Source organism: Croceicoccus pelagius (assembly GCF_001661915.1).
GTDB classification, from domain to species: Bacteria; Pseudomonadota; Alphaproteobacteria; order Sphingomonadales; family Sphingomonadaceae; genus Croceicoccus; species Croceicoccus pelagius.
Genome location: NZ_LYWY01000037.1, coordinates 12,503 through 32,357 on the forward strand (window position 1 = coordinate 12,503; position 19,855 = coordinate 32,357).

General features: G+C 60.5%; 18 protein-coding genes and 1 tRNA gene. 16 read left to right on the forward strand and 3 right to left on the reverse strand.

Annotated features, from left to right (window positions below):
- Window positions 1-156 precede the first annotated feature (156 nt).
- The 8 genes from A9D15_RS09410 (at window position 157) to A9D15_RS09445 (ending at window position 10,985) form a co-directional block, all read left to right on the forward strand.
- Window positions 157-780, forward strand: a complete 624-nt coding sequence (locus A9D15_RS09410) for a restriction endonuclease subunit S (RefSeq protein ID WP_066764327.1) — start codon at window positions 157-159, stop codon at window positions 778-780.
- Complete coding sequence (locus A9D15_RS09415) at window positions 777-2,285, forward strand: type I restriction-modification system subunit M (RefSeq protein WP_066764328.1); 1,509 nt, start codon at window positions 777-779, stop codon at window positions 2,283-2,285. Before A9D15_RS09410 ends, A9D15_RS09415 begins: the two co-directional genes overlap by 4 nt.
- Window positions 2,285-3,319 (forward strand): virulence RhuM family protein, encoded by a 1,035-nt coding sequence (locus A9D15_RS09420; RefSeq protein ID WP_066764333.1) that lies wholly within the window; start codon window positions 2,285-2,287, stop codon window positions 3,317-3,319. The genes A9D15_RS09415 and A9D15_RS09420 overlap by 1 nt, the downstream gene beginning before the upstream one ends.
- 107 nt (window positions 3,320-3,426) lie before the next feature.
- Window positions 3,427-4,539 (forward strand): restriction endonuclease subunit S, encoded by a 1,113-nt coding sequence (locus A9D15_RS09425; RefSeq protein ID WP_216634388.1) that lies wholly within the window; start codon window positions 3,427-3,429, stop codon window positions 4,537-4,539.
- A complete protein-coding gene (locus A9D15_RS09430) occupies window positions 4,539-5,606 on the forward strand; it encodes a DUF4917 family protein (RefSeq protein ID WP_066764338.1) in 1,068 nt (355 codons plus the stop codon). The genes A9D15_RS09425 and A9D15_RS09430 overlap by 1 nt, the downstream gene beginning before the upstream one ends.
- Before the next feature lie 2 nt (window positions 5,607-5,608).
- Window positions 5,609-6,946 (forward strand): anti-phage deoxyguanosine triphosphatase, encoded by a 1,338-nt coding sequence (locus tag A9D15_RS09435; RefSeq protein ID WP_066765005.1) that lies wholly within the window; start codon window positions 5,609-5,611, stop codon window positions 6,944-6,946.
- Window positions 6,947-6,948: 2 nt separating this feature from the next.
- A complete protein-coding gene (locus A9D15_RS09440) occupies window positions 6,949-10,233 on the forward strand; it encodes a type I restriction endonuclease subunit R (RefSeq protein ID WP_066765011.1) in 3,285 nt (1,094 codons plus the stop codon).
- Window positions 10,230-10,985 (forward strand): M48 family metallopeptidase, encoded by a 756-nt coding sequence (locus A9D15_RS09445; RefSeq protein WP_066764340.1) that lies wholly within the window; start codon window positions 10,230-10,232, stop codon window positions 10,983-10,985. The genes A9D15_RS09440 and A9D15_RS09445 overlap by 4 nt, the downstream gene beginning before the upstream one ends.
- Window positions 10,986-10,999: 14 nt before the next feature.
- Here the strand turns inward: A9D15_RS09445 and A9D15_RS09450 are convergent, their stop codons facing one another.
- Entirely contained in the window at window positions 11,000-11,224 is a 225-nt protein-coding gene (locus A9D15_RS09450; RefSeq protein WP_066764342.1) for a conjugal transfer protein TraD, read from the reverse strand.
- A gap of 22 nt (window positions 11,225-11,246) precedes the next feature.
- Window positions 11,247-11,552, reverse strand: a complete 306-nt coding sequence (locus tag A9D15_RS09455; RefSeq protein ID WP_066764345.1) for a conjugal transfer protein TraD — start codon at window positions 11,550-11,552, stop codon at window positions 11,247-11,249.
- Window positions 11,553-11,725: 173 nt separating this feature from the next.
- Between A9D15_RS09455 and traA the strand changes: the two genes are divergently transcribed.
- The gene (gene traA, locus A9D15_RS09460) at window positions 11,726-14,611 is read left to right on the forward strand and encodes a Ti-type conjugative transfer relaxase TraA (protein ID WP_066764347.1); all 2,886 of its coding nucleotides are present in this window, start codon (window positions 11,726-11,728) and stop codon (window positions 14,609-14,611) included.
- 10 nt (window positions 14,612-14,621) lie between these two features.
- Complete coding sequence (locus A9D15_RS09465; protein ID WP_066764349.1) at window positions 14,622-15,395, forward strand: DUF6118 family protein; 774 nt, start codon at window positions 14,622-14,624, stop codon at window positions 15,393-15,395.
- A gap of 152 nt (window positions 15,396-15,547) precedes the next feature.
- Here the strand turns inward: A9D15_RS09465 and A9D15_RS09470 are convergent.
- Window positions 15,548-15,624 (reverse strand) — tRNA-Arg (locus tag A9D15_RS09470).
- A 131-nt stretch (window positions 15,625-15,755) separates the two neighbouring features.
- Here A9D15_RS09470 and A9D15_RS09475 point away from each other — a divergent pair.
- From A9D15_RS09475 to A9D15_RS17155, 6 genes are all read left to right on the forward strand, one after another.
- A complete protein-coding gene (locus tag A9D15_RS09475) occupies window positions 15,756-16,133 on the forward strand; it encodes a hypothetical protein (protein WP_066764351.1) in 378 nt (125 codons plus the stop codon).
- A gap of 65 nt (window positions 16,134-16,198) precedes the next feature.
- Window positions 16,199-16,711: an MmcB family DNA repair protein gene (locus A9D15_RS09480; RefSeq protein WP_066764353.1), complete on the forward strand. Its 513-nt coding sequence runs from the start codon at window positions 16,199-16,201 to the stop codon at window positions 16,709-16,711.
- A gap of 70 nt (window positions 16,712-16,781) precedes the next feature.
- The gene (locus A9D15_RS09485) at window positions 16,782-17,534 is read left to right on the forward strand and encodes a sterol desaturase family protein (RefSeq protein ID WP_082924389.1); all 753 of its coding nucleotides are present in this window, start codon (window positions 16,782-16,784) and stop codon (window positions 17,532-17,534) included.
- Between the two features lie 2 nt (window positions 17,535-17,536).
- Entirely contained in the window at window positions 17,537-17,965 is a 429-nt protein-coding gene (locus A9D15_RS09490; RefSeq protein ID WP_066764354.1) for a DUF2141 domain-containing protein, read from the forward strand.
- A gap of 34 nt (window positions 17,966-17,999) precedes the next feature.
- Window positions 18,000-18,869, forward strand: coding sequence for an HpcH/HpaI aldolase/citrate lyase family protein (locus tag A9D15_RS09495; RefSeq protein WP_066764355.1), 870 nt, complete (start codon window positions 18,000-18,002; stop codon window positions 18,867-18,869).
- A gap of 58 nt (window positions 18,870-18,927) precedes the next feature.
- A complete protein-coding gene (locus A9D15_RS17155; RefSeq protein ID WP_172807508.1) occupies window positions 18,928-19,845 on the forward strand; it encodes a PAS domain-containing protein in 918 nt (305 codons plus the stop codon).
- The last annotated feature ends 10 nt before the right edge of the window (window positions 19,846-19,855 follow it).

Genomic DNA, 19,855 nt, shown 5'->3' on the forward strand with positions numbered 1-19,855 from the left:
TCAGGAATTAGGGTGCGGCTGGTTTGCGAAAGGGCCAAAACGCATAGCCTCGCTTAGTGTTCTGCCGAATCTGTAAACCAGGGCCACAAACGCAGCATCAATTGGATTGATGCACCAAGAATTGACAGAGCCGCCATTTTGGAGCAAGCGGCTCGCATGAAGCGGTTTGACGCATATGATTCGGGTTTACTTGCTGACCTAGCGTCGATTTCGGCGGGTTATCCCTTCCGTGGCAAGATCGACGCCCTCCCCGAAGGCGACGTTGCCGTGATTCAAATGCGCAACGCTGATCCCGAAACCGGGATCGATTGGGAAGGCCTTGCGCGTATCGAGCTGCCACGGGCATCTGCGAAGGCATTTCTGAGGCCTGGTGACATCATCTTGTCCACACGCGGTGGACGCAACTTCCCCTACTGCATCAAGGAACGCGACGAGCGGGTCGTCTGCTCGCCGCATTTCTTCGTGATCCGCGTCAGAACGGACGCGATCCTCCCCCAATTCCTGGCCTGGCAGATGATGCAGAAGCCCGCGCAGGACTATTTCGCGGCGGGCGCGACCGGCTCCTACATCCTGAATCTCAAGCGCGAGGTGGTGGAGAATCTTCCGATCGCCATTCCGCCGCTCCCGCAGCAGCAGCATATCGCCGACCTTGATGTGGCTATGCGCGGCGAACGCGCGATCCTGACGCAACTTATCGACAACAGAGCCGCCGAAATGACGGCCATTGCCCAACAGCTGCTTGCACCTGCCTTTCAGCGCCCGGAACAGAGAGCATCATGAACGACCAGATCAAACAGGACGAAGTGAACAAGGCCGTTTGGGCCGCCTGCGACACCTTTCGCGGGACGGTCTCTGCCGACGTTTACAAGGACTACGTCCTTACCATGCTGTTCCTGAAGTACCTGTCGGACGTTTGGCAGGACCACTACGACGAATACAAGAAGCAGTATGGCGACACGCCTGAGCTGATCGCGGAACTGATGACGAACGAGCGCTTCGTCCTGCCGGAATCCGCCAACTTCACCACGCTCTACAAGGCGCGGCACGAGCCGGGGAACGGTGAGCGGATCGACAAGGCGCTGCACGCCATTGAAGAGGCAAACGTCGGCAAGCTGCGCGACGTGTTCCAGGACATCAGCTTCAACTCCAACAAGCTGGGTGAAGAAAAGCAGAAGAACGACATTCTGCGCCACCTGCTGGAAGACTTCTCGCGGCCCGAGCTGAACATGCGCCCCTCACGCATTGGAAATCTGGACGTGATCGGCAACGCCTACGAATTCCTAATCAAAAACTTCGCCGCCGATGCAGGCCGCAAGGCAGGCGAATTCTACACCCCGCCCGAAGTGTCCGAACTTATGGCCGAGATCATGGACATGGCCGAGGGCGAGGAAGCCTGCGATCCCACCTGCGGTTCCGGCTCGCTGTTGATGAAGTGCGGTCGCCGCGTGCAGGCCAAGTTCGGCGGATCGAAGAAATACGCGCTCTATGGCCAGGAATCGATCGGCAGCACCTGGGCGCTCGCCAAGATGAACATGTTCCTCCACGGCGAGGACAATCACCGTATCGAATGGGGCGACACCATCCGCAACCCCAAGTTGCTCGACGCCGAGGACCGGCTGAAGCACTTCGATGTGGTCGTCGCCAATCCGCCGTTCAGCCTGGACAAGTGGGGCGTCGACACGGCGGAGAACGACCGGTTCGGTCGTTTTCGTCGCGGCGTGCCGCCCAAGACCAAGGGCGACTATGCTTTCATCCTCCACATGATCGAAACGATGAAACCAAGGACTGGGCGCATGGCCGTGGTCGCGCCGCATGGCGTGCTGTTCCGGGGTTCGAGCGAGGGTAAGATCAGGCAGAAGCTGATCAAGGAAAACCTGCTCGAAGCGGTGATCGGCCTGCCGGAAAAGCTGTTTTACGGCACCGGCATTCCGGCCTGCATCCTCATTTTCCGCAAGACCAAGACGGACGACAAGGTACTGTTCATCGATGCCAGCCGCGAGTTCAAATCGGGCAAGAACCAGAACCAGCTCGAAGAAGGCCACATCGCGAAGATCGTCGAGACCTACCGCAAGCGTGAGACGGTCGAGAAATACGCCTATCTCGCCACGCCCGAGGAGCTGGCCGAGAACGACTACAACCTCAACATCCCGCGTTACGTCGATACCTTCGAGGAAGAGGAGGAGATCGACCTGGTCGCCGTCCGCGCGGAGCGGCTGAAGCTCAAGGCCGAGCTGTCCGCGCTGGAGGAGAAGATGGACGGCTACCTCAAGGAGCTTGGCTACTGATGGCGGGCGAAATCATCCAGTACCAGACGGAGGACGGCGTCACCGTCATTCGCCTTCAGGCGAGTGACGGCAGCGTATGGCTGAGCCAGGCCGATATGGCCGAGCTGTTTCAGGTTACACCGCAGGCGATCACTCAGCACATCCGGGCAATCTACGAGGATGGCGAGCTGGATCAGGACGCAACCTGTAACGATTACTTACAAGTTCGAACCGAGGGCAAACGCGAGGTTTCCCGCCAGATTGCGCACTACAACCTGCAAATGATCCTCGCCGTTGGCTTCCGCGTGCGGTCGCTGCGGGGCATGCAATTCCGGCGCTGGGCATCGGAGGCGTTGAGCGAATATCTGGTCAAGGGCTTCGTCATGGATGACGAGCGCCTGAAGGAGCCGGACAACGACTATTTCGAAGAGCTGCTCGCCCGCATTCGCGACATTCGGGCATCGGAAAAGCTGTTCTACAAGAAGGTGCTCGATATCTACGCAACCGCCGTGGACTATGATCCGAAGGCGGAGGCGAGCCAGCAGTTCTTCCAGACGGTGCAGAACAAGATGCACCACGCCGCCCACGGCCAGACAGCGGCGGAAACCAAACTGGCGCGCGCCGACAGCGCTAAGCCGATGATGGGGCTGACCAGCTGGACGGGCGAGAAGAAGGGCCGCCTGCCCACTAAGCAGGATGCGCAGGTGGCGAAGAATTACTTGGCAGACGACGAGATGGAGACGCTCAACCGCGTTACCGTCGCTTTCCTGGAATTTGCCGAGGCAATGGCGAAGAACCGCAAGCCGATGCACATGGCCGACTGGATCGCCAAGCTGGATGATTTCCTGAAGCTGGGCGATCACCCGCTGCTCGATGGTGCGGGCCGGGTTTCCGCCAAGCAGGCACAGAGCCACGTCGATGCCGAATACGACCGCTGGCACACCCGCGCGATCAACGCGCCGAGCGCGGTCGAGCAGCATTTCATCGAGGCCAGCGCGAAGGTGAAGAAGCTCGCCGCCGACAAGCCCGCCAAGGGCAAGGGCGGTGCGAAATGATTCCGGAGGGTTGGGAAGAAGCATCACTGGGAGAGCTAACGCGGGATCAGGCAATCGGGACGGGCCTTCGCGGAGGGGAAGAAGGCCCTTCGCTGCCGCTCCTCAAGATGGGAAACATCCTCTGGGGTGGTGTTGATCTTCGAGATGTCGAGCACGTCGGTGAAGCCATTATTGCCACCGAAGATTGCCGCGTCACACACGGCGACATCCTTTTTAACACTCGCAATACCCCCCTGCTGGTTGGCAAAACGGCATTTTGGCACGCACCATTTGAAGCCGCGATCGACAACAATATCATGCGAATACGCCTGCGTGCGGAAACGGATTCCGCTTTCGTAGCACGATGGATGGGCAGCAATTTTGGGCGCAAGGCCATTGGCAGGTTTGTTTGTGCGAGCACAAGCGTCGGCGCGGTATATTGGCGAGATCTGCGCAAGCTGAAATTGCCATTGCCTCCGCTGTCAGAGCAGCGCCGGATAACTGAAATCCTATCTACCTGGGACCGCGCCATCGAGAGGGTCGAGGCGCTGATCGCCAACGCCCGCATCCAGAAGCAAGCGCTGATGCAGCAGCTGCTCAGCGGAAAGCACCGACTGCCGGGTTTCAGTGGCGAGTGGCAGCGCAAACCGATCAACGAGATCGTTACCCGCGTTACGCGTCGCAATGACGGCACGGAACTTCCAGTCCTGACGATTTCCTCCACGTCCGGCTTCGTCAGGCAGGATGAGAAATACAGCCGCTTCATGGCTGGAAAGAGCGTCGAAACCTACATCATGCTGAACGAGGGCGAATTTGCCTACAACAAGGGCAATTCCAAGACCTACGAGTTCGGCTGCATCTTTGACCTTGAGGGCTACGAACGCGCGCTCGTTCCGCACGTATATGTCTGCTTCAAGCTCAAGAAGGGCTACAGCCACCGCTTCTACAAAGCTCTGTTCGAAGCGGACTATCTCGCTCCGCAGCTAGGTCGCCTCGTTAACACCGGCGTGCGCAACAATGGCTTGTTGAACATCAAACCCAGCGAGTTTCTCGGCACGAAAGTCCCCGTCCCACCCCTCGATGAGCAAGACGCAATCGCAGCCGTCATGGAAGCGGCTTCGCGCACCGTGATCGAGCACGAAGCCCAACTCACTGCCCTCCGTAAGGAAAAGGCCGCGCTGATGCAGCAACTGCTCACCGGCAAACGGCGGGTCAAACTCCCGGAAAGCGAGGTGGCCTGATGCCGCTGATGACATTCGCAGAAGCAATCGAGGATTCCGCACAGTACTCCAAGCGTCACCTGTTGCTCGGCAACGGTTTCAGCATCGCCTGTCGTGCTGACATATTTCATTACGGGTCGCTCTTCGCGCAGGCTGATTTCACCCAAGTTCCCGAAGTCGAAGCCGTCTTCGCCGCACTCGGCACCCAAGATTTTGAGCAAGCAATCCGCTCACTGGAGAATGCAGCCAGAATCTTGCCACCCTATATCGCACATGGTGATGAGGCCATCGCCAAGATGCTCGAGCACGCTGAGGCACTGAAGGAGATTCTCCTCCAGACAATCGCAGGCAATCATCCCCATGTTCCGCCAGATATTCCCGACGAGAAGTTCTGGACATGCCGTCAATTCCTCGCGAATTTTCTCGCCGGCAACAAGGCAGGTACGGTTTTCACGCTTAACTACGACCTGTTGCTATATTGGACGTTGATGCATGATGACATGCCGTTCGACGATCCGATCAACTTGGCGATAAATGATGGTTTCGGGAACGACGAGGACGAACCCGATGCGGAATACGTTGTCTGGCAGGGAGAAACGAACGCACACAGTGCCTCCGTTATGTTCCTTCACGGCGCGCTCCATCTTTTCGATTCCGGCAAGGAGCTACAGAAGTACACTTGGATCAGGAAAGGTGTCCCGCTGATCGAGCAAGCACGGGCCGCGATCGCGCGTGACGCCTACCCTCTGTTCGTCGCAGAAGGGACTAGTGCTCAGAAGAAGGCCAAAATCCGGCACAATGCCTACCTCTACCAGGGCTTCAAGCAATTCACTGCAAACGTCCAGCAAGGAAAGCACTGCCTGTTCGTTTACGGTCATTCATTGGCCGAGAATGACGATCACATCCTCAAGCGCATTGGGAAGGGTCGATTCAGAGAGCTCTACGTCGGCATCTATGGCGATCCGCAGACGGACGACAATCAAAGGATCATGAACCGCGCGCATGAGTTGGCTGCGATGCGACCTGACCGTTGGCCGCTCGAAGTAGCATTTTACGACGCCGCTTCGGCCAACGTGTGGGGGGCATGAGTATGAGTTGGAATGCACGACGCGAAGGCTGGAAACCCCAAGCCGAGGATGCTCGCGAGGATGGGGACATCGACTATGCGCGGGTTATCCATTCAGCTTCTTTCCGGCGCTTGCAGGGCAAGACCCAAATCCTCAATCTTGGCGATAGCGATTTCTATCGCACCCGCCTGACTCATTCCTTGGAAGTGGCGCAGATTGCTGGCGGGCTTGCCAAGCAACTGGCCAAGAGCTTCCCCAAACACCCTGCCACGGAGCATCTGCCTGACCGAAGCATGATCCAGGCGATCGGCTGCACCCACGATCTCGGTCACCCACCTTTCGGCCATGGTGGTGAGGTCGCGCTCAACTACTGCATGCGGTCGCATGGCGGCTTCGAAGGCAACGGCCAAACCTTGCGTATCCTTTCACGGCTTGAGAGCTTTTCGGCCAGCGCCGGAGCAAACCTGTCTCGCCGCACACTGCTGGGTGTTCTGAAATACCCCGTTGCCTTCTCGCAGGCGCGCAATCCTGCCATTGCACCCAAGCTTTTCAGCGGTCCGACGACGCTGGACATTATCGACGATCAGGCCAGCAAGCCGCCAAAATGCTACCTCGATTGCGAACGCGATGTGGTGGATTGGATTATCAACCCGCTGTCCGAAGCCGAACGCGAGGAATTTCAGGCCAGCGATCCGAAGAACGGCAAGCATCACGTTCCGCGCCACAAATCCCTCGATTGCAGCATCATGGATGCCGCTGATGACATCGCCTACGGCGTACATGATCTTGAGGACGCCATTGCCCTTGGCTTGATCGACAAGGAAACGCTGGCAGCAGCCTTGCAAGATAGGTGCCCCTCGTTTCTCGATGCCCTCAAGGAGAAATATCCCGACGAAAGCGCGAACGACGTTTTCACGCACATGGTCGAAGGTTTGTTCTCCAACAGCGGTACACGCAAACGCTTCATCAGCAGGCTGGTGCACCACTTCATCACCGCTGCTGAGTACGAAGAGAAGGAAGTCTTTTCCGAACCCCTCATTCGCTACCGCGTGGTTTTGCAGCAGCCCCAACGCGATTTCCTGAAGGCTCTAAAAGACCTTGTAGCGGGCGAAGTCATCCTCAGCCCCAGTGTCCAGCATCTGGAATTCAAGGGGCAGACAATGGTGGTTTCGGTATTTGAAGCGTTGCAGGCTGACCCGAAGCGCCTGTTGCCGCGCGACGCCTATGCAAAATTCACGGCTGCCAATGATGATCCGCGCATCATCTGCGATCATGTCGCTGGCATGACGGACACCTATCTCCTGCGTACCTATGAGCGGCTCTTCAGCCCCCGCATGGGTTCGGTGTTCGACAAGCTGTGACCGTGAACATCACCCCCAACACCGCCGAGCTTTACAGCTCCCATATCCCAGCCCTCGCAACGCTGGTTTCGCTGGGCTGGGATTATCTCTCGCCCGAGGAATGCCTTGCTGCGCGCGGCGGCAATCAGGGCATTGTGCTGCGCGATGTGCTGGTCGAGCAGCTGCGGCGGCGGACGTTCGACTACAAGGGGCGGACCTATCCGCTTTCAACCAACGCGATCGACCAGATCGTTCGCGAGCTGACTTCCCCGGCTCTCAACGAAGGCCTGATCACCGCCAACGAGAAGCTCTACAACGCCATCACGCTGGGCATCACCGTCACTGAGTTCGTCGATGGCAAGAAGCACAGCGTCACCGTGCCGATCATCGACTGGGCGCGTCCGCTGGCGAACAGCTTTGTCGCCAGCGAGGAAATGGAAGTGCTCGCCGTGCCGGGCACCCATACGCGGCGCCCCGATATCGTCGGCTTCGTCAACGGCATCCCGCTGCTGGTGATCGAGGCCAAGCGGCCCGACAGTGGCAATCCCAACAAGTCGATGGTGGACGAAGGCATCAGCCAGACGATCCGCAACCAGGGGCAAGAGGAAATCCCGCACCTGTTCGCCTATGCCCATCTGCTGTTGTCCATCGGCATGACCGATGGCCGCTATGGCACCACCAAAACCCCGCGCAAGTTCTGGGCGCAGTGGCGCGAGGAGGAGTTCTCCGAGGACCACTTCCGCCAAGTCAAGAACGCTGCAAAGGAAATCGATCCGCGCGCGGCGATCCTGAAGAACCATGTGCGCGAAGTGCGAGATCACTTCCAGCATCTGTGGAGCGACGAGCAGGCCGTGACCGCACAGGACCGCCTGCTGATCGGCCTCTGCACGCTAGAGCGCCTGCTGGAATTCGTCCGCTCATACGTCCTGTTCGACCGTAAGGTAGACAAGATCGTCGCGCGCCATCAGCAATTCTTTGGCATCCGCGCGTTGCTCGACCAGATCAGCCGGATCAAGCCCGATGGCGCGCGCGAGGGCGGGGTAATCTGGCACACCACCGGTTCGGGCAAGAGCTTCACTATGGTGATGCTGTGCAAGGCGCTGCTGCTGCATGAGAAGCTGAAGGCCTGCCGCCTGGTCGTGGTGACCGACCGCCGCGACCTAGAGAAGCAACTGGCAGGCAACTTCCTGACCGGCGGCGCTTTCGGCTCGGACATTGGCTCGAAAGATGCGGGCAAGGCCAAGGCGCAATCGGGCCGCGATCTGGCCAAGCGCATCGGCAAGGGCACCGAGCGGATCATCTTCACGATCATCAACAAGTTCGGCAGCGCGGCGCGCCACGCGGAATGCCGCAACGACAGCGCGGACATGATCGTGCTGGTCGATGAAGGCCATCGCAGCCAAGGCGGCGAAAACCACGAGCGGATGCGCAAGGCGCTGCCAAACGCCGCCTATGTTGCGTTCACCGGCACACCGCTCCTCAAGGACGACAAGACGGCAAACAAGTTTGGTCGGATTGTCCACGCCTACACGATGAAGGACGCCGTTTCGGACGGCACGGTGACGCCGTTGCTTTACGAGGAACGCAAGCCGATCCTCGACGTGAACGAGCGCGCGATCGACAACTGGTTCGAGAAGGTCACCGCTGGCCTGTCCGATGAGCAAAGGGGCGATCTCAAGAAGAAGTTCGGGACCAAGGGCGCGGTCTATGGCTCTGGCGACCGGATCAATCTGATTGCACTCGATATCGCGACCCACTTCAAGGAGAACTTCAAAGATCTCGACCTTGGCCTGAAGGGTCAACTGGCGACCGATTCCAAGCGCTCAGCCATCCGCTACAAGAAGGCGCTGGATGCAACCGGTCTGGTCAGCAGCGCCATCGTCATTTCGCCACCCGATACCCGCGAAGGGCATTCGGAAGTGGATGAGGCAGAGCTGCCAGAGGTGCTGCAATGGTGGAAGGAAAACGTCAAAGACGATGCGGAAGATTACGAGCGCCAGGTGATCGAGGATTTCTCGACCGAGGGCCGACCCGACATCCTGATCGTCGTCGACAAGTTGCTCACCGGATTTGATGAGCCGCGCAACGCCGTTCTCTACATCGACAAGAAACTCGAACAGCACAATCTGATCCAGGCTATTGCTCGCGTGAACCGGCTGCATGAGCAGAAGAAGTATGGTTTGCTCATCGACTACCGGGGCATTCTGAAGGCGCTGGATACCGCGCTCACGGAATATCAGGACTTGGCCGAACGGACACAGGGCGGCTTCGATCTCGACGACATTGACGAACTCTATGCCGATGTCAGCACCGAGTATAAGCGTTTGCCCAGCCTCCACGCCGAACTCTGGGCAATCTTCAAGCCGGTCAAGAACAGGGCCGATATCGAGCAGTACCGGCAGCTGCTGGTTCCGCAGACCCGCGAGAGCGAGGACGGAACACCTATCGACCTGAACCAGAAGCTCAGGGAAGATTTCTACGAGGCTTTGACAGCCTACGGCATGTGCCTGAAGATTGCTCTGGGATCGCGTTCGTTCTTCGAAGACACATCAATCACCGAAGGACAGATTGCGGAATACAAGCGAGACCTCAAGTTCTTCACCAATCTGCGCAAGATCGTGAAGCAGGACGCACAGGAAACCGTCGACTACAGCGCTTACGAGGATCAGATCAGGAGACTGGTCGATCGCTATGTCGTGGGCGAAGACGTAGAGAACGTGGACGGCGTTCTGATTGTCAACGAGCTTGGAAATCAGCAGGCCGCCGAAACCTGGTCCCCTGAGAAAACACGCAACGAAACTGACATAATCCGATCTAGAGTCCGCAAGACGATCGAGCAGGAACTGGCCGACGATCCCTATGCGCAGCTGTACTTCTCCGATCTGCTCAAGCGGGCCATTGCGGAAGCATCTGCGCTTTTCGACCACCCTTACAAGCAATACATCCTGTTCAAGGATTTGGAGGAAAAGCTCGCCTCCAAGTCGATCGACGACCTGCCCAAACGCCTCGCAGGTCACCGCCATGCGAGCGCCTATTTCGGGATTATCCGGTTGGAGATAGGGGACGAGTTCGCAAAGGGGGATGAGCAAGAAGAATTTATCCAGGCAGCGCTGGATATGGAGAAGTCCGTCGAGAGTGCCATTGCAGAAAACTCGCTGAACCCGGCAAACATTGAAGCGGCTATCCGAAAAGCTTTGTTGCCGCGCCTGTTCGGCCTGACCGGTTTGGACAAGGCAAAGGTTATTACCGAGAAGGTTGTCGAGGTAACACGCATTGGCATTGCTCGTGGAAGTGGTGCAAAAACATGATTGTCCGATACGGCGATCAAGAGGTGTCGTGCCTCGTTCGACAAACCGCAGCTGTCACGGGCCGCATCCGCATCCATGTTTACCCCAACGGTGATGTCGAAATCGAAGCGCCCAGCGATAAGGAAACGGGTCAGATCAGGGCGGCGGCCCAACGACGCGCAAGATGGATATTCCAGCACCGAAACGCAGCAATCACCGCACGGCGAATGGCGCTACCGCGTGAATATGTGAGCGGCGAGACGCACTTCTATCTGGGGCGGCGGCATAAGCTCATCGTCAACGAGAGCAGCGCGCAGCCTTCTGAAGTCAAACTCTTGCGAGGCAAGCTCGTTGTAACCCTCCCAGTGGCTGACCGAGCCGCCGTCAGACGCAGATTGAATGCATGGTATGATGCGCGCGCGGACGAATACCTAAGCGACAAGTTCTCGGAAATCTCAGGCCGGTTGAATTGGGTAGAAGCACACCCACCGCTGAAACTGATGCGCATGAGGACGCAATGGGGCAGCTGTTCCCCGGACGGGGTGATTTACTTGAACCCCGCACTCATACGGGCACCACGTCATTGCATTGAATACGTCATTCTCCACGAACTCTGTCATCTGGTCGAACACAACCACAGCAAGCGCTTCTTCGACTTGCTCACCAAGCAGATGCCCGCTTGGGAGAGCGCAAAACGGGAGCTGGACTCGCTCGCCGAGTTGATCCTCGCGGGACACGAACCAGCGTTCAATCGGACGGTGTCGCAGCAATAGCTCAACCACCGAGTTTACGGGTTTTCAGCTTCGAATGCCCGCTTGCCCTTGCGCCGGAACAGCACGAGCGCCTGCGCGCCGTCAGGCCCGCGCAGCTTGGCGGCGACGGTGAGGAAAGCGCCGTAGAGAGCGGCACGATCATCGTCGGTCAGTTCGACGAGATCGGCCTTGGCGACGAGGCCGCCCAGCTCAATCAGTTGCCGGGTCCGTTCACGGCGTTTGACCTGCCATTCGCGCATGTCGTTTCGTGCCTTTGCCGCTTCAAGCCGATGCCGCGCCGCCGTCGAGCGGCAAAGTGCCCTCCGGTTGCTGGCCAGGTCCGCTCGAAGCGTTGCTCCCTTTGCCCTGAAAGAAGGCCGCGCCGCGCTTGCGCCAGCCCTCCCCAATTGCCTTGTCGGTGTTGGCCACAGCATCGAGCAGCGCGCCTGCAAGGGTCTCAGCGTCGAGCGCATCGGCTCCGGTTGCCATGACCAGCGCTCCGAGGTCGCGCACGCGGCGTTCCTTCAGTTGCTTTGCCTTCTCGGCAAGTGCCTTCAGTTCCAAATCAAAATCGCGGGGTTTGCGCATGGGAAGCCTCCATCGTTTGTGTGATGGAGCCATGATAATCCCGCTTGTAATCCAATGCAGTAAGGTCGCCGGGACAGTGTGATACCGCCTAGTCCCGATCAGGATTTTATCATGAGAGGGCGCGCTTATACGTCGTGCCGACGTGGCGTTTGCGGTGTAACTGGATTGCCGCCATGGCAATCTTTCACTTCAGCGCAAAGGTCATCGGAAGGTCGAGCGGACGCAGTTCCGTGGCGGCGGCAGCCTATCGTGCGGGCGAGCGGCTGCACGACGAGCGGATCGACCGCGATCATGATTTCACCAACAAGGCGGGCGTTCTTCATTCCGAAGTGATGCTGCCCAAAGGCGCGCCCGAGGCCTTCGCCGACCGGGCCACCTTGTGGAACGCGGTCGAGGCCGCCGAGAAGCGCAAGGATGCCCAGCTCGCCCGCGAGGTCGAGTTCGCCCTGCCCCGCGAACTGTCGAAGAAGGACAACATCAAGCTGGCGCGCGAGTTCGTGAAGGCGGAGTTCGTCGAGAAAGGCATGATCGCCGATTTCAATGTCCATTGGGATATCGGCGAAGACGGCAAGGCCAAGCCCCATGCACATGTCATGCTGACCATGCGCGAGGTCACCAAGGACGGCTTTGGCGCGAAGGTGCGCGACTGGAACAAGACGGCGCTGATCGAGCAATGGCGCGAGCGCTGGGCCGATCATGTGAACCGCGCACTCGCCGAACGCGACATCGATGTGCGGATCGATCATCGCAGCCTGGAAGCGCAAGGCATTGCGCTGGAGCCGCAGGACAAGATTGGTCCCGCAGCCTCGCGCATCGGCGTGCGCGGACTGGAAGCCGAGCGGATCGAAGAACACCGTGCCATCGCGCAGCGCAATGGCGAACGGATCATCGCCAATCCGGCTTTGGCACTGGATGCGATCACGCACCAGCAGGCGACATTCACGAAACGCGACCTAGCGGCCTTCGTTCACCGACACAGCGACGGCAAAGAACAGTTCGACGCGGCCTACAAAGCGGTGCGCGCATCACCCGACTTAATCGTCTTGGGCAAGGACGGACGCGGGCAGGATCGGTTCACGTCGCGCGCAATGATCGAGACCGAACAGCGGCTGCATCGCGCCGCAGATTCGATGGCGCAGCGCACCAAACACAGCGTCAATGATGTGCAGCGAAACGCCGCATTCGCTAGCGCCGGAAAGCGCGGCCTGGTCCTGTCCGGCGAACAGAAATCCGCCTTCGAGCATGTAACCAACAGCAAGGGTCTCGCGGTCGTGGTCGGCTATGCCGGGACCGGCAAAAGCGCCATGCTGGGCGTGGCGCGCGAGGCATGGGAAAGCGCGGGCTACACTGTGCGCGGGGCGGCCCTGTCCGGCATTGCCGCCGAGGGTCTGGAGAACGGCTCCGGCATCGCATCGCGCACTATCGCCAGCCTTGAGCATCAATGGGGCAAGGGACGCGAGCAACTCGCTTCGCGCGACGTGCTCGTCATTGACGAAGCGGGCATGGTCGGCACGCGCCAGATGGAGCGCGTGCTGTTCCATGCCGCCAAGGCCGGAGCCAAGGTTGTCCTGGTCGGCGACCAGCAGCAGCTTCAGGCGATCGAGGCTGGTGCGGCATTCCGGGCAATCCATGAATGTCACGGCGGGGTCGAGATCAGCGAGGTCCGCCGCCAGCTATCGGCATGGCAGCAGGATGCGACCCGGCACCTCGCCACGGGCCGAACGGGCGAAGCGATCCGCAGCTACGAGGAACGCGGCATGGTCCATGCCGCCGACACGCGCGAAGTCGCTCGGACAGAGCTGATCGAGCGTTGGGGTCGGGAGCGGCAGACCAACCCCGACGACAGCCGGATCATCCTTACCCACACCAATGACGAGGTGCGCGAGCTGAACCAGATGGCGCGCGAAAAAATGCGCGCAGATGGCGCACTGGGTGCCGATGCCGCGATCAGGGCGGCGCGTGGCGAGCGGCAATTTGCATCGGGCGACCGCATCATCTTCCTGCGCAACGAGCGCGGGTTTGGCGTCAAGAACGGCACGCTGGGCACGGTTGCAATGACAAGTGCCCAAAGCATGGCCGTTCGCACCGACGATGGGCGCGAAGTTACCTTCGACACCAGGGACTACGCCCACATAGATCACGGCTACGCGGCCACGATCCACAAGGCGCAGGGGATGACTGTGGACCGCACGCATGTGCTCGCCACGCCGGGTATGGACAGCCATTCTGCCTATGTCGCCATGTCGCGCCATCGCGAGGGGCTGGCGCTGCACTATGGGCGCGATGACTTTGCTGACCAGTCCAAGCTTGTCCGATTGCTAAGCCGGGAGCGCGGGAAGGACATGGCGGGCGACTACAAGCCCGAACAGGCCTTCGCCGAACTACGCGGCATCAGCTTCCGCGAGCGGGTCATGGAGATGGTTCTGCAGGTGCCGCAAAAGGCCAAATCCATCTTTGGTAACTTCCGCCCGCAGGCCCGCCAGCTTGAACCGCTTCCAGCACAGTCGAACACGCAGAACGACCAGCGCCGCGCGGTCGAACGCTACGCCCGCGCGCTTGGCGATATCGGCACGATGCAGGTCCAGGGCTTGCCCGTGCTCCCGCACCAGAGGGACGCGCTTGAGAAGGCAGGCAGAGCACTCGAAGCGATCCGGCCCCATGCCGCCACCGATCTCGCCAAGGCGCTGGATCGGCATCCTGAGTTGATCGCTGAGGCCGCTGGCGGGCGCAGCCAGGAAGCCATGCGCGCCATGAGCCAAGAGGCTGCCGTGCGTACCGATCCGGCGTTGCGATCCGAGCGCTTCGTCAGCGACTGGCAGGGACTGAGCACAGCGCGCCAGCAACTTGAGCAGCAAGGCGACCGTGCAGGCGCGGCCCGTGTGTCGGCCAAGCTAACCGAACTTGCGAAGGGGCTTGAACGCGATCCGCAGGTCGAAGGCCTGCTGCGCGGCAGGACCCGAGAACTCGGCATTGATCCCAAGCCCGAACGCAGCATCGCCAACGAACTCACCGCAACCCTCAGTCGCGAGCGCACCCGCGCTTTCGACATGGGCATTTAGGAGAACCAACATGGAAGACGAACACATTGAAGAAGTGCAACTGGACCTAGAAGTTGAGGAACCAGCCGCCACGCAGACGGGGCCAGAGGCGGCGCAAGAGTCCGATCCGGCAACGGAAGCCTTCGCCCGCCTCGAAGGGGAAATGGCGATGGTGCGCCATACCGTCCAAAACATGGCCAGGGAGCGAGCCGACATCGTAATCCCGGACTACACGGCAACGCTTGGCCAGATGGCCGATCAGCTGGCACAGGTCTCCAAGACGCTGACCGCAATCGGCAACAAGCCCGCCATCGAGCTGACCCCGGAAGACATTGCAGTTCAGATCAAACGCGCCTCGCTCGACATGCTGCGCGATGCCAGCGACCTGTTCCGGCACGGGCGCAAAGACCTGGACCTTGCAACCGGTCGGCTCGCCGCAATTGTGGGTCGCGTCCACACTGAGGACGAGCAGAAGCGCCAGACTTGGCGCTTTGCAGGCATGGGGTTGGCTGCCGGTATGCTGCTATGGTCGATCCTGCCCGGCACCATTGCCCGCGCCATGCCCGAAAGCTGGCATTGGCCAGAATGGATGGCGGAAAGAGCTCTCGGGGAGTCGTCGCGGTGGAACGCGGGCAGCAGGATGATGCAGAGTGCCGATCCTCTCGCGTGGCAAGTCCTTGTTGCGGCGGCTGACATGCAGCGAGATAACCGGGACAAGATTGAAGATTGCAGGAAGCGTGCGAATTCGAGCGGGAAGAACGTATCCTGCACACTCCAGATTCGGGCGCAAAACGGAGACGATTAGCGCGCCGAAAACCGCCTTCACGCACCAAGAAGCGTCCCGGAAAGCCCCAGAATGTGCTGGAAAAGCCCGCACATTGTGTGGGGTCAATCGTAGGAACGTTTTCTACAACTCTGCCAAAATCTGTTTAAAAACAACGCGCTAAGGCAGTTGACTGGCGCACCCGACAGGATTCGAACCTGTGGCCTCTGCCTTCGGAGGGCAGCGCTCTATCCAGCTGAGCTACGGGTGCGCGGTTCCTTGTGGAACGAGCCAGCCGCTTAACAGCACTCGGCGGCGCTTGCCAGTATATTTGCGCCGGTAATTTCTGCCCGGATGCACACGTTAGCAGTTTTTCAACGCTGTCCTGCCACGTTAACCTCCATGAGCGCAGTTCAGGACTTTCCGATCGACGATGCAGGCAACCCGGTTGGGTGCGAGGAAGACGTTCTCGCCGCACGCTGGGCCGCGATGCATCAGGCCGCAGACGCGATTGCCAAGATGCTTGGCCAGTCGGGGGCGGGATCGGAACGTGCCATGTCGCTCTATCCCGTCGGTCTTCCCGGCGGGGATCTTGCCGAGCTGGAAGAAGCGACCGGCGATCTTCACGCGATGATGGAGCAGGGGCTCTATGCCATCCTGCGCGCGCGGGAAAACGGGGCGGAGGCAAAGGTCGCGGCCAAGACGCTGCTCACCCGCTTTGAGAATCGCCGGCGCGCATTGCTGAGCCAGGAGCGCGAGCAGGCAGACCTCGCCGCCTGACAGGTTTTGCACGGCAGACGTTACGACGCTTGCCATGTTCTCATTTCGTTCCCTACAATCGCGGCATGATCGAATCAGCCGCCATTCCCATTCGCGAACCCACAATCGACACGCTGGCCGGGGCCGCCGCCGTTGCGCAGGGCATAGGGCGCCTCATGGCGCGCAACGATATCTGGACCATACCCGAAATGCCGCTGGTGGGCGGCAGGCGAGCCGACCTGATGGGCATCGATTCGCGCGGCAAGGTCGTGATCGTGGAGATCAAGGTGTCGCGCGCCGACCTGCTCGGCGATGGGAAGTGGACCGATTATCTCGAACATTGTGACAGGTTCTATTGGGGCCTTTCGCCCGATCTCGACCGGCAGTGCCTCGAAAGCGCGGACTTCCTGCCCGAACGCTGCGGCGTGATCGTGGCGGACAGCTATGACGCCGAAATCCTGCGTCCTGCCCCCCTGCTGAAGCTGGCGCCGGCGCGGCGGCGGGCGGAAGTGGAGCGGCTGGCGCGATGCGCCATGCGGCGGCGGCAGGTCGATTTCGATCCGCACTGCGCGCCGTGGGGCGGCGAGCACTCGGGCTGAATAGGCGCAGGTCGGGCACAACCGGTCGACCCGCTTTCTTCACGCGCGCAATACCGGTAAACCGTCCCGCATGGACGGAATCATGACGACTGGCGCGTTGATCGCCATCGCGGCTTCTGCAGCGGCGATGACGGTGATCGTCGGCGTGCGCTATCTGCTGACGAGCGGCGCTTTCGCACTGGCGACGCGGTCGGTTCGGCCCGGACTATACAAGGGGCTCGACAGCCAGATCGGCAAGGAAATTCGCTGGTCGCTGCTGTCTGCCGCGATCTACGGCATCCCCGCCGGCGTCGTCGCGTGGGGCTGGCAGGAGAGGGGCTGGACGCAGATCTACGCCGATCCTGCCGCAATGCCGTTGTGGTGGATGCCGGTCTCGCTGGTGGTCTATCTCTTCGCGCACGACACCTGGTTCTACTGGACCCACCGCTGGATGCATGCGCCGCGTCCGTTTCGCATCGCGCACGCGGTCCACCATGCCAGCCGCCCGCCCACGGCATGGGCCGCGATGGCGTTTCACCCGATCGAAGCGATTACCGGCGCGGTAGTGATCCCCGCACTCGTCTTCTTCGTACCGATCCATGTGGGCGTTCTGGCCGGGGTGCTTGCGATCATGACCGTGATGGGCGTAACCAACCACATGGGCTGGGAAATCTTTCCACGCGCGCTTGTTCATTCGCGCTTAGGGAGCGTGCTGATAACGGCCAGTCATCATCAGGTTCACCACGAGAAGTATCGATGCAATTACGGGCTCTATTTCCGGTTCTGGGACCGGCTTTGCGGAACGGACGCGGGACTGGCAAAGCCGGGCTGGGACGGGCGGTGAAGATGCGCCGTCTTCTGCTGCCGCTGGCCGCCCTGCCGCTGATTGGTGCCACGCCCAAGGCGGGTGCGGATATCGATGTCATGGTATCGAACATGCGGTCCGGGGACGGACAGGTCTTCGCGTGCCTGGCCCCGGCCAAGGATTCGTTTCCCGACTGCAAGGGCACGGGCGGCAAAGACATGAAGATCCCTGCGACCGAGGCAGGGCACTTCACGTTTCGCAACGTCGTACCCGGCCATTACGCAATTGCGATCATCCATGACGAAAACGGCAACGGCAAGATCGACAAGGCGCTGATGATCCCGAAGGAAGGCTTCGGCTTTTCGCGCGACGCGCCGGTCCGCATGGGTCCGCCGCCCTTCAAGGCTGCCGCTTTCGATGTTGGAAGCGAGGACGTTACCCAGCCGATCAAGATGCGCTATATCCTCTAAACCGCGCCTACCCGGAGAAGATGCCTTGCCCGAAATGCCGCTACTGCTGCGCTCGGTCCTCTATATGCCCGGCTCGAATGCGCGTGCGATCGCCAAGGCGCGCACGCTCGACGCCGATGCCGTAGTAATGGACCTCGAAGACGCCGTCGCGCCCGAAGCGAAGGCCGAAGCGCGCAAGCTGATTGCCGAAGCGCTTCACGAAGGCGGCTTCGGATCGCGGTACCGCGTAGTGCGGATCAATGCGCTTTCGACCGAGTGGGGCGCAGACGACATCGCCTCGATGAAAGGCGTGCCGCTCGATGCGATTCTTGCGCCCAAGGTCTGCAGCGCGGCTGACGTGGCGCGGCTTTCCGTTGCCATGCGCGATGCGGCTTTCGGGCCCGAAGTCGCGCTGTGGGCCATGATCGAAACCCCCGAGGCGATTTTGAAGCTGTCGGAGATCGCGGCTGCGGCGAAAGACAGCCCGCTGGCCTGTTTCGTCCTCGGCCTCAACGATCTTGCCAAGGATACCGGCATCGCGCAGCTGCCCGGAAGGGCCGCGTTCCAGCCGGTCCTGACGATGAGCGTGATCGCCGCCCGCGCCCACGGTCTCGCCGTGATCGACGGCGTCTGCAACGCGCTGGATGACGAGGCACGCCTTGTCGCCGAGTGCGAGCAGGCGCGCGATGGCGGGTTCGACGGCAAGACGCTGATCCACCCCAAGCAGGTCGAACCGGCCAATAGGGTCTTTGCGCCGACCGAGGACGACGTCGCCGAAGCACGCGCGATCGTCGATGCTTTTGCCGATCCTGCGAACGCCGGCGAAGGGGCGCTGCGCGTGAACGGCAAGATGGCCGAACGGCTACATCTTCTGCAGGCCGAAAAGTGCCTTTTGCGGGCACAAGTCATTGCGGACAGGCGATAAACTTATATCAACTCCAATAGGGTTAATTTAACACCCCGTTTACCCTTTCCAGCCATACTTGCCCCTCCAGAAAGGCGCAGGCGGTCTCTCGTCTGACCGAAATCTGGGTGGCTTCGGGGGTATCGACATGGACACGGTGAAAGGCGGCTTCGACGACTGGCTCGGCGCCGGCGACACTCTCGAACTTGCCGGTTACGAGGAACAGATCGCCGAGGAACCCCGCGACGCCGGACCCAACGCGCCTCCCCCCGCCATCGGCCAGGACGAGCGCCGGATGCAGGTGCGCGCCTACAACCTGTGGGCGGACCTTCTCGGCTACCGCGCCTATCCCGACATTCGCGATCTCGACGCTTCGGGCGATCCCGATTTTGCCGATTTCTCGATCCTGCTCGACTTTTCGAGCGGCATCGAGGACCCGACCGTGATGCACCTTGGCCGCCGCCTTGCCGAAGAATGCGGTGCCACCGGCACGCATGTAATCGGCCAGCTTTCCGACGTTCCGGCAGGGTCACTGCTGTCGCGCATCACCGATCACTACGTCCAGATTCTCGCCCGCCAGGCCCCGATTGGGTTCGAGGCGGAATTCGTCAACCGTCGCGGCGCACTGATCGTCTATCGCGGCATCCTGCTCCCCTTCTCCAGCGACGATCGCAAGATCGATCACATCTACGGGGTACTGAACTGGAAGGAAGTGGCCGATACCGGCATCGCCGATCTCGTGTCGGGCGAATTGGCAGGTGCCTTCCTTCAGGCAGGCGAAGGCGCAGTCCGCGCCGAAGACCCGCTGCCAGCTCCGCTCTCGCGCCGTCTTCGTGCGATCACGCCGACAGGGTTCGACGCGCTTGACGACGATGGGCCGGAATTCACGCTGCTGATGGCGCGCCGGATGTCCTCGGGCAATGTCGCGCTGCTGGGCGAGATTCCGTTCGATCCGGCACTGATGCGCCAGGCCGCGAACAAGCTTCAAGGCCGCTAAAGGGCACAAA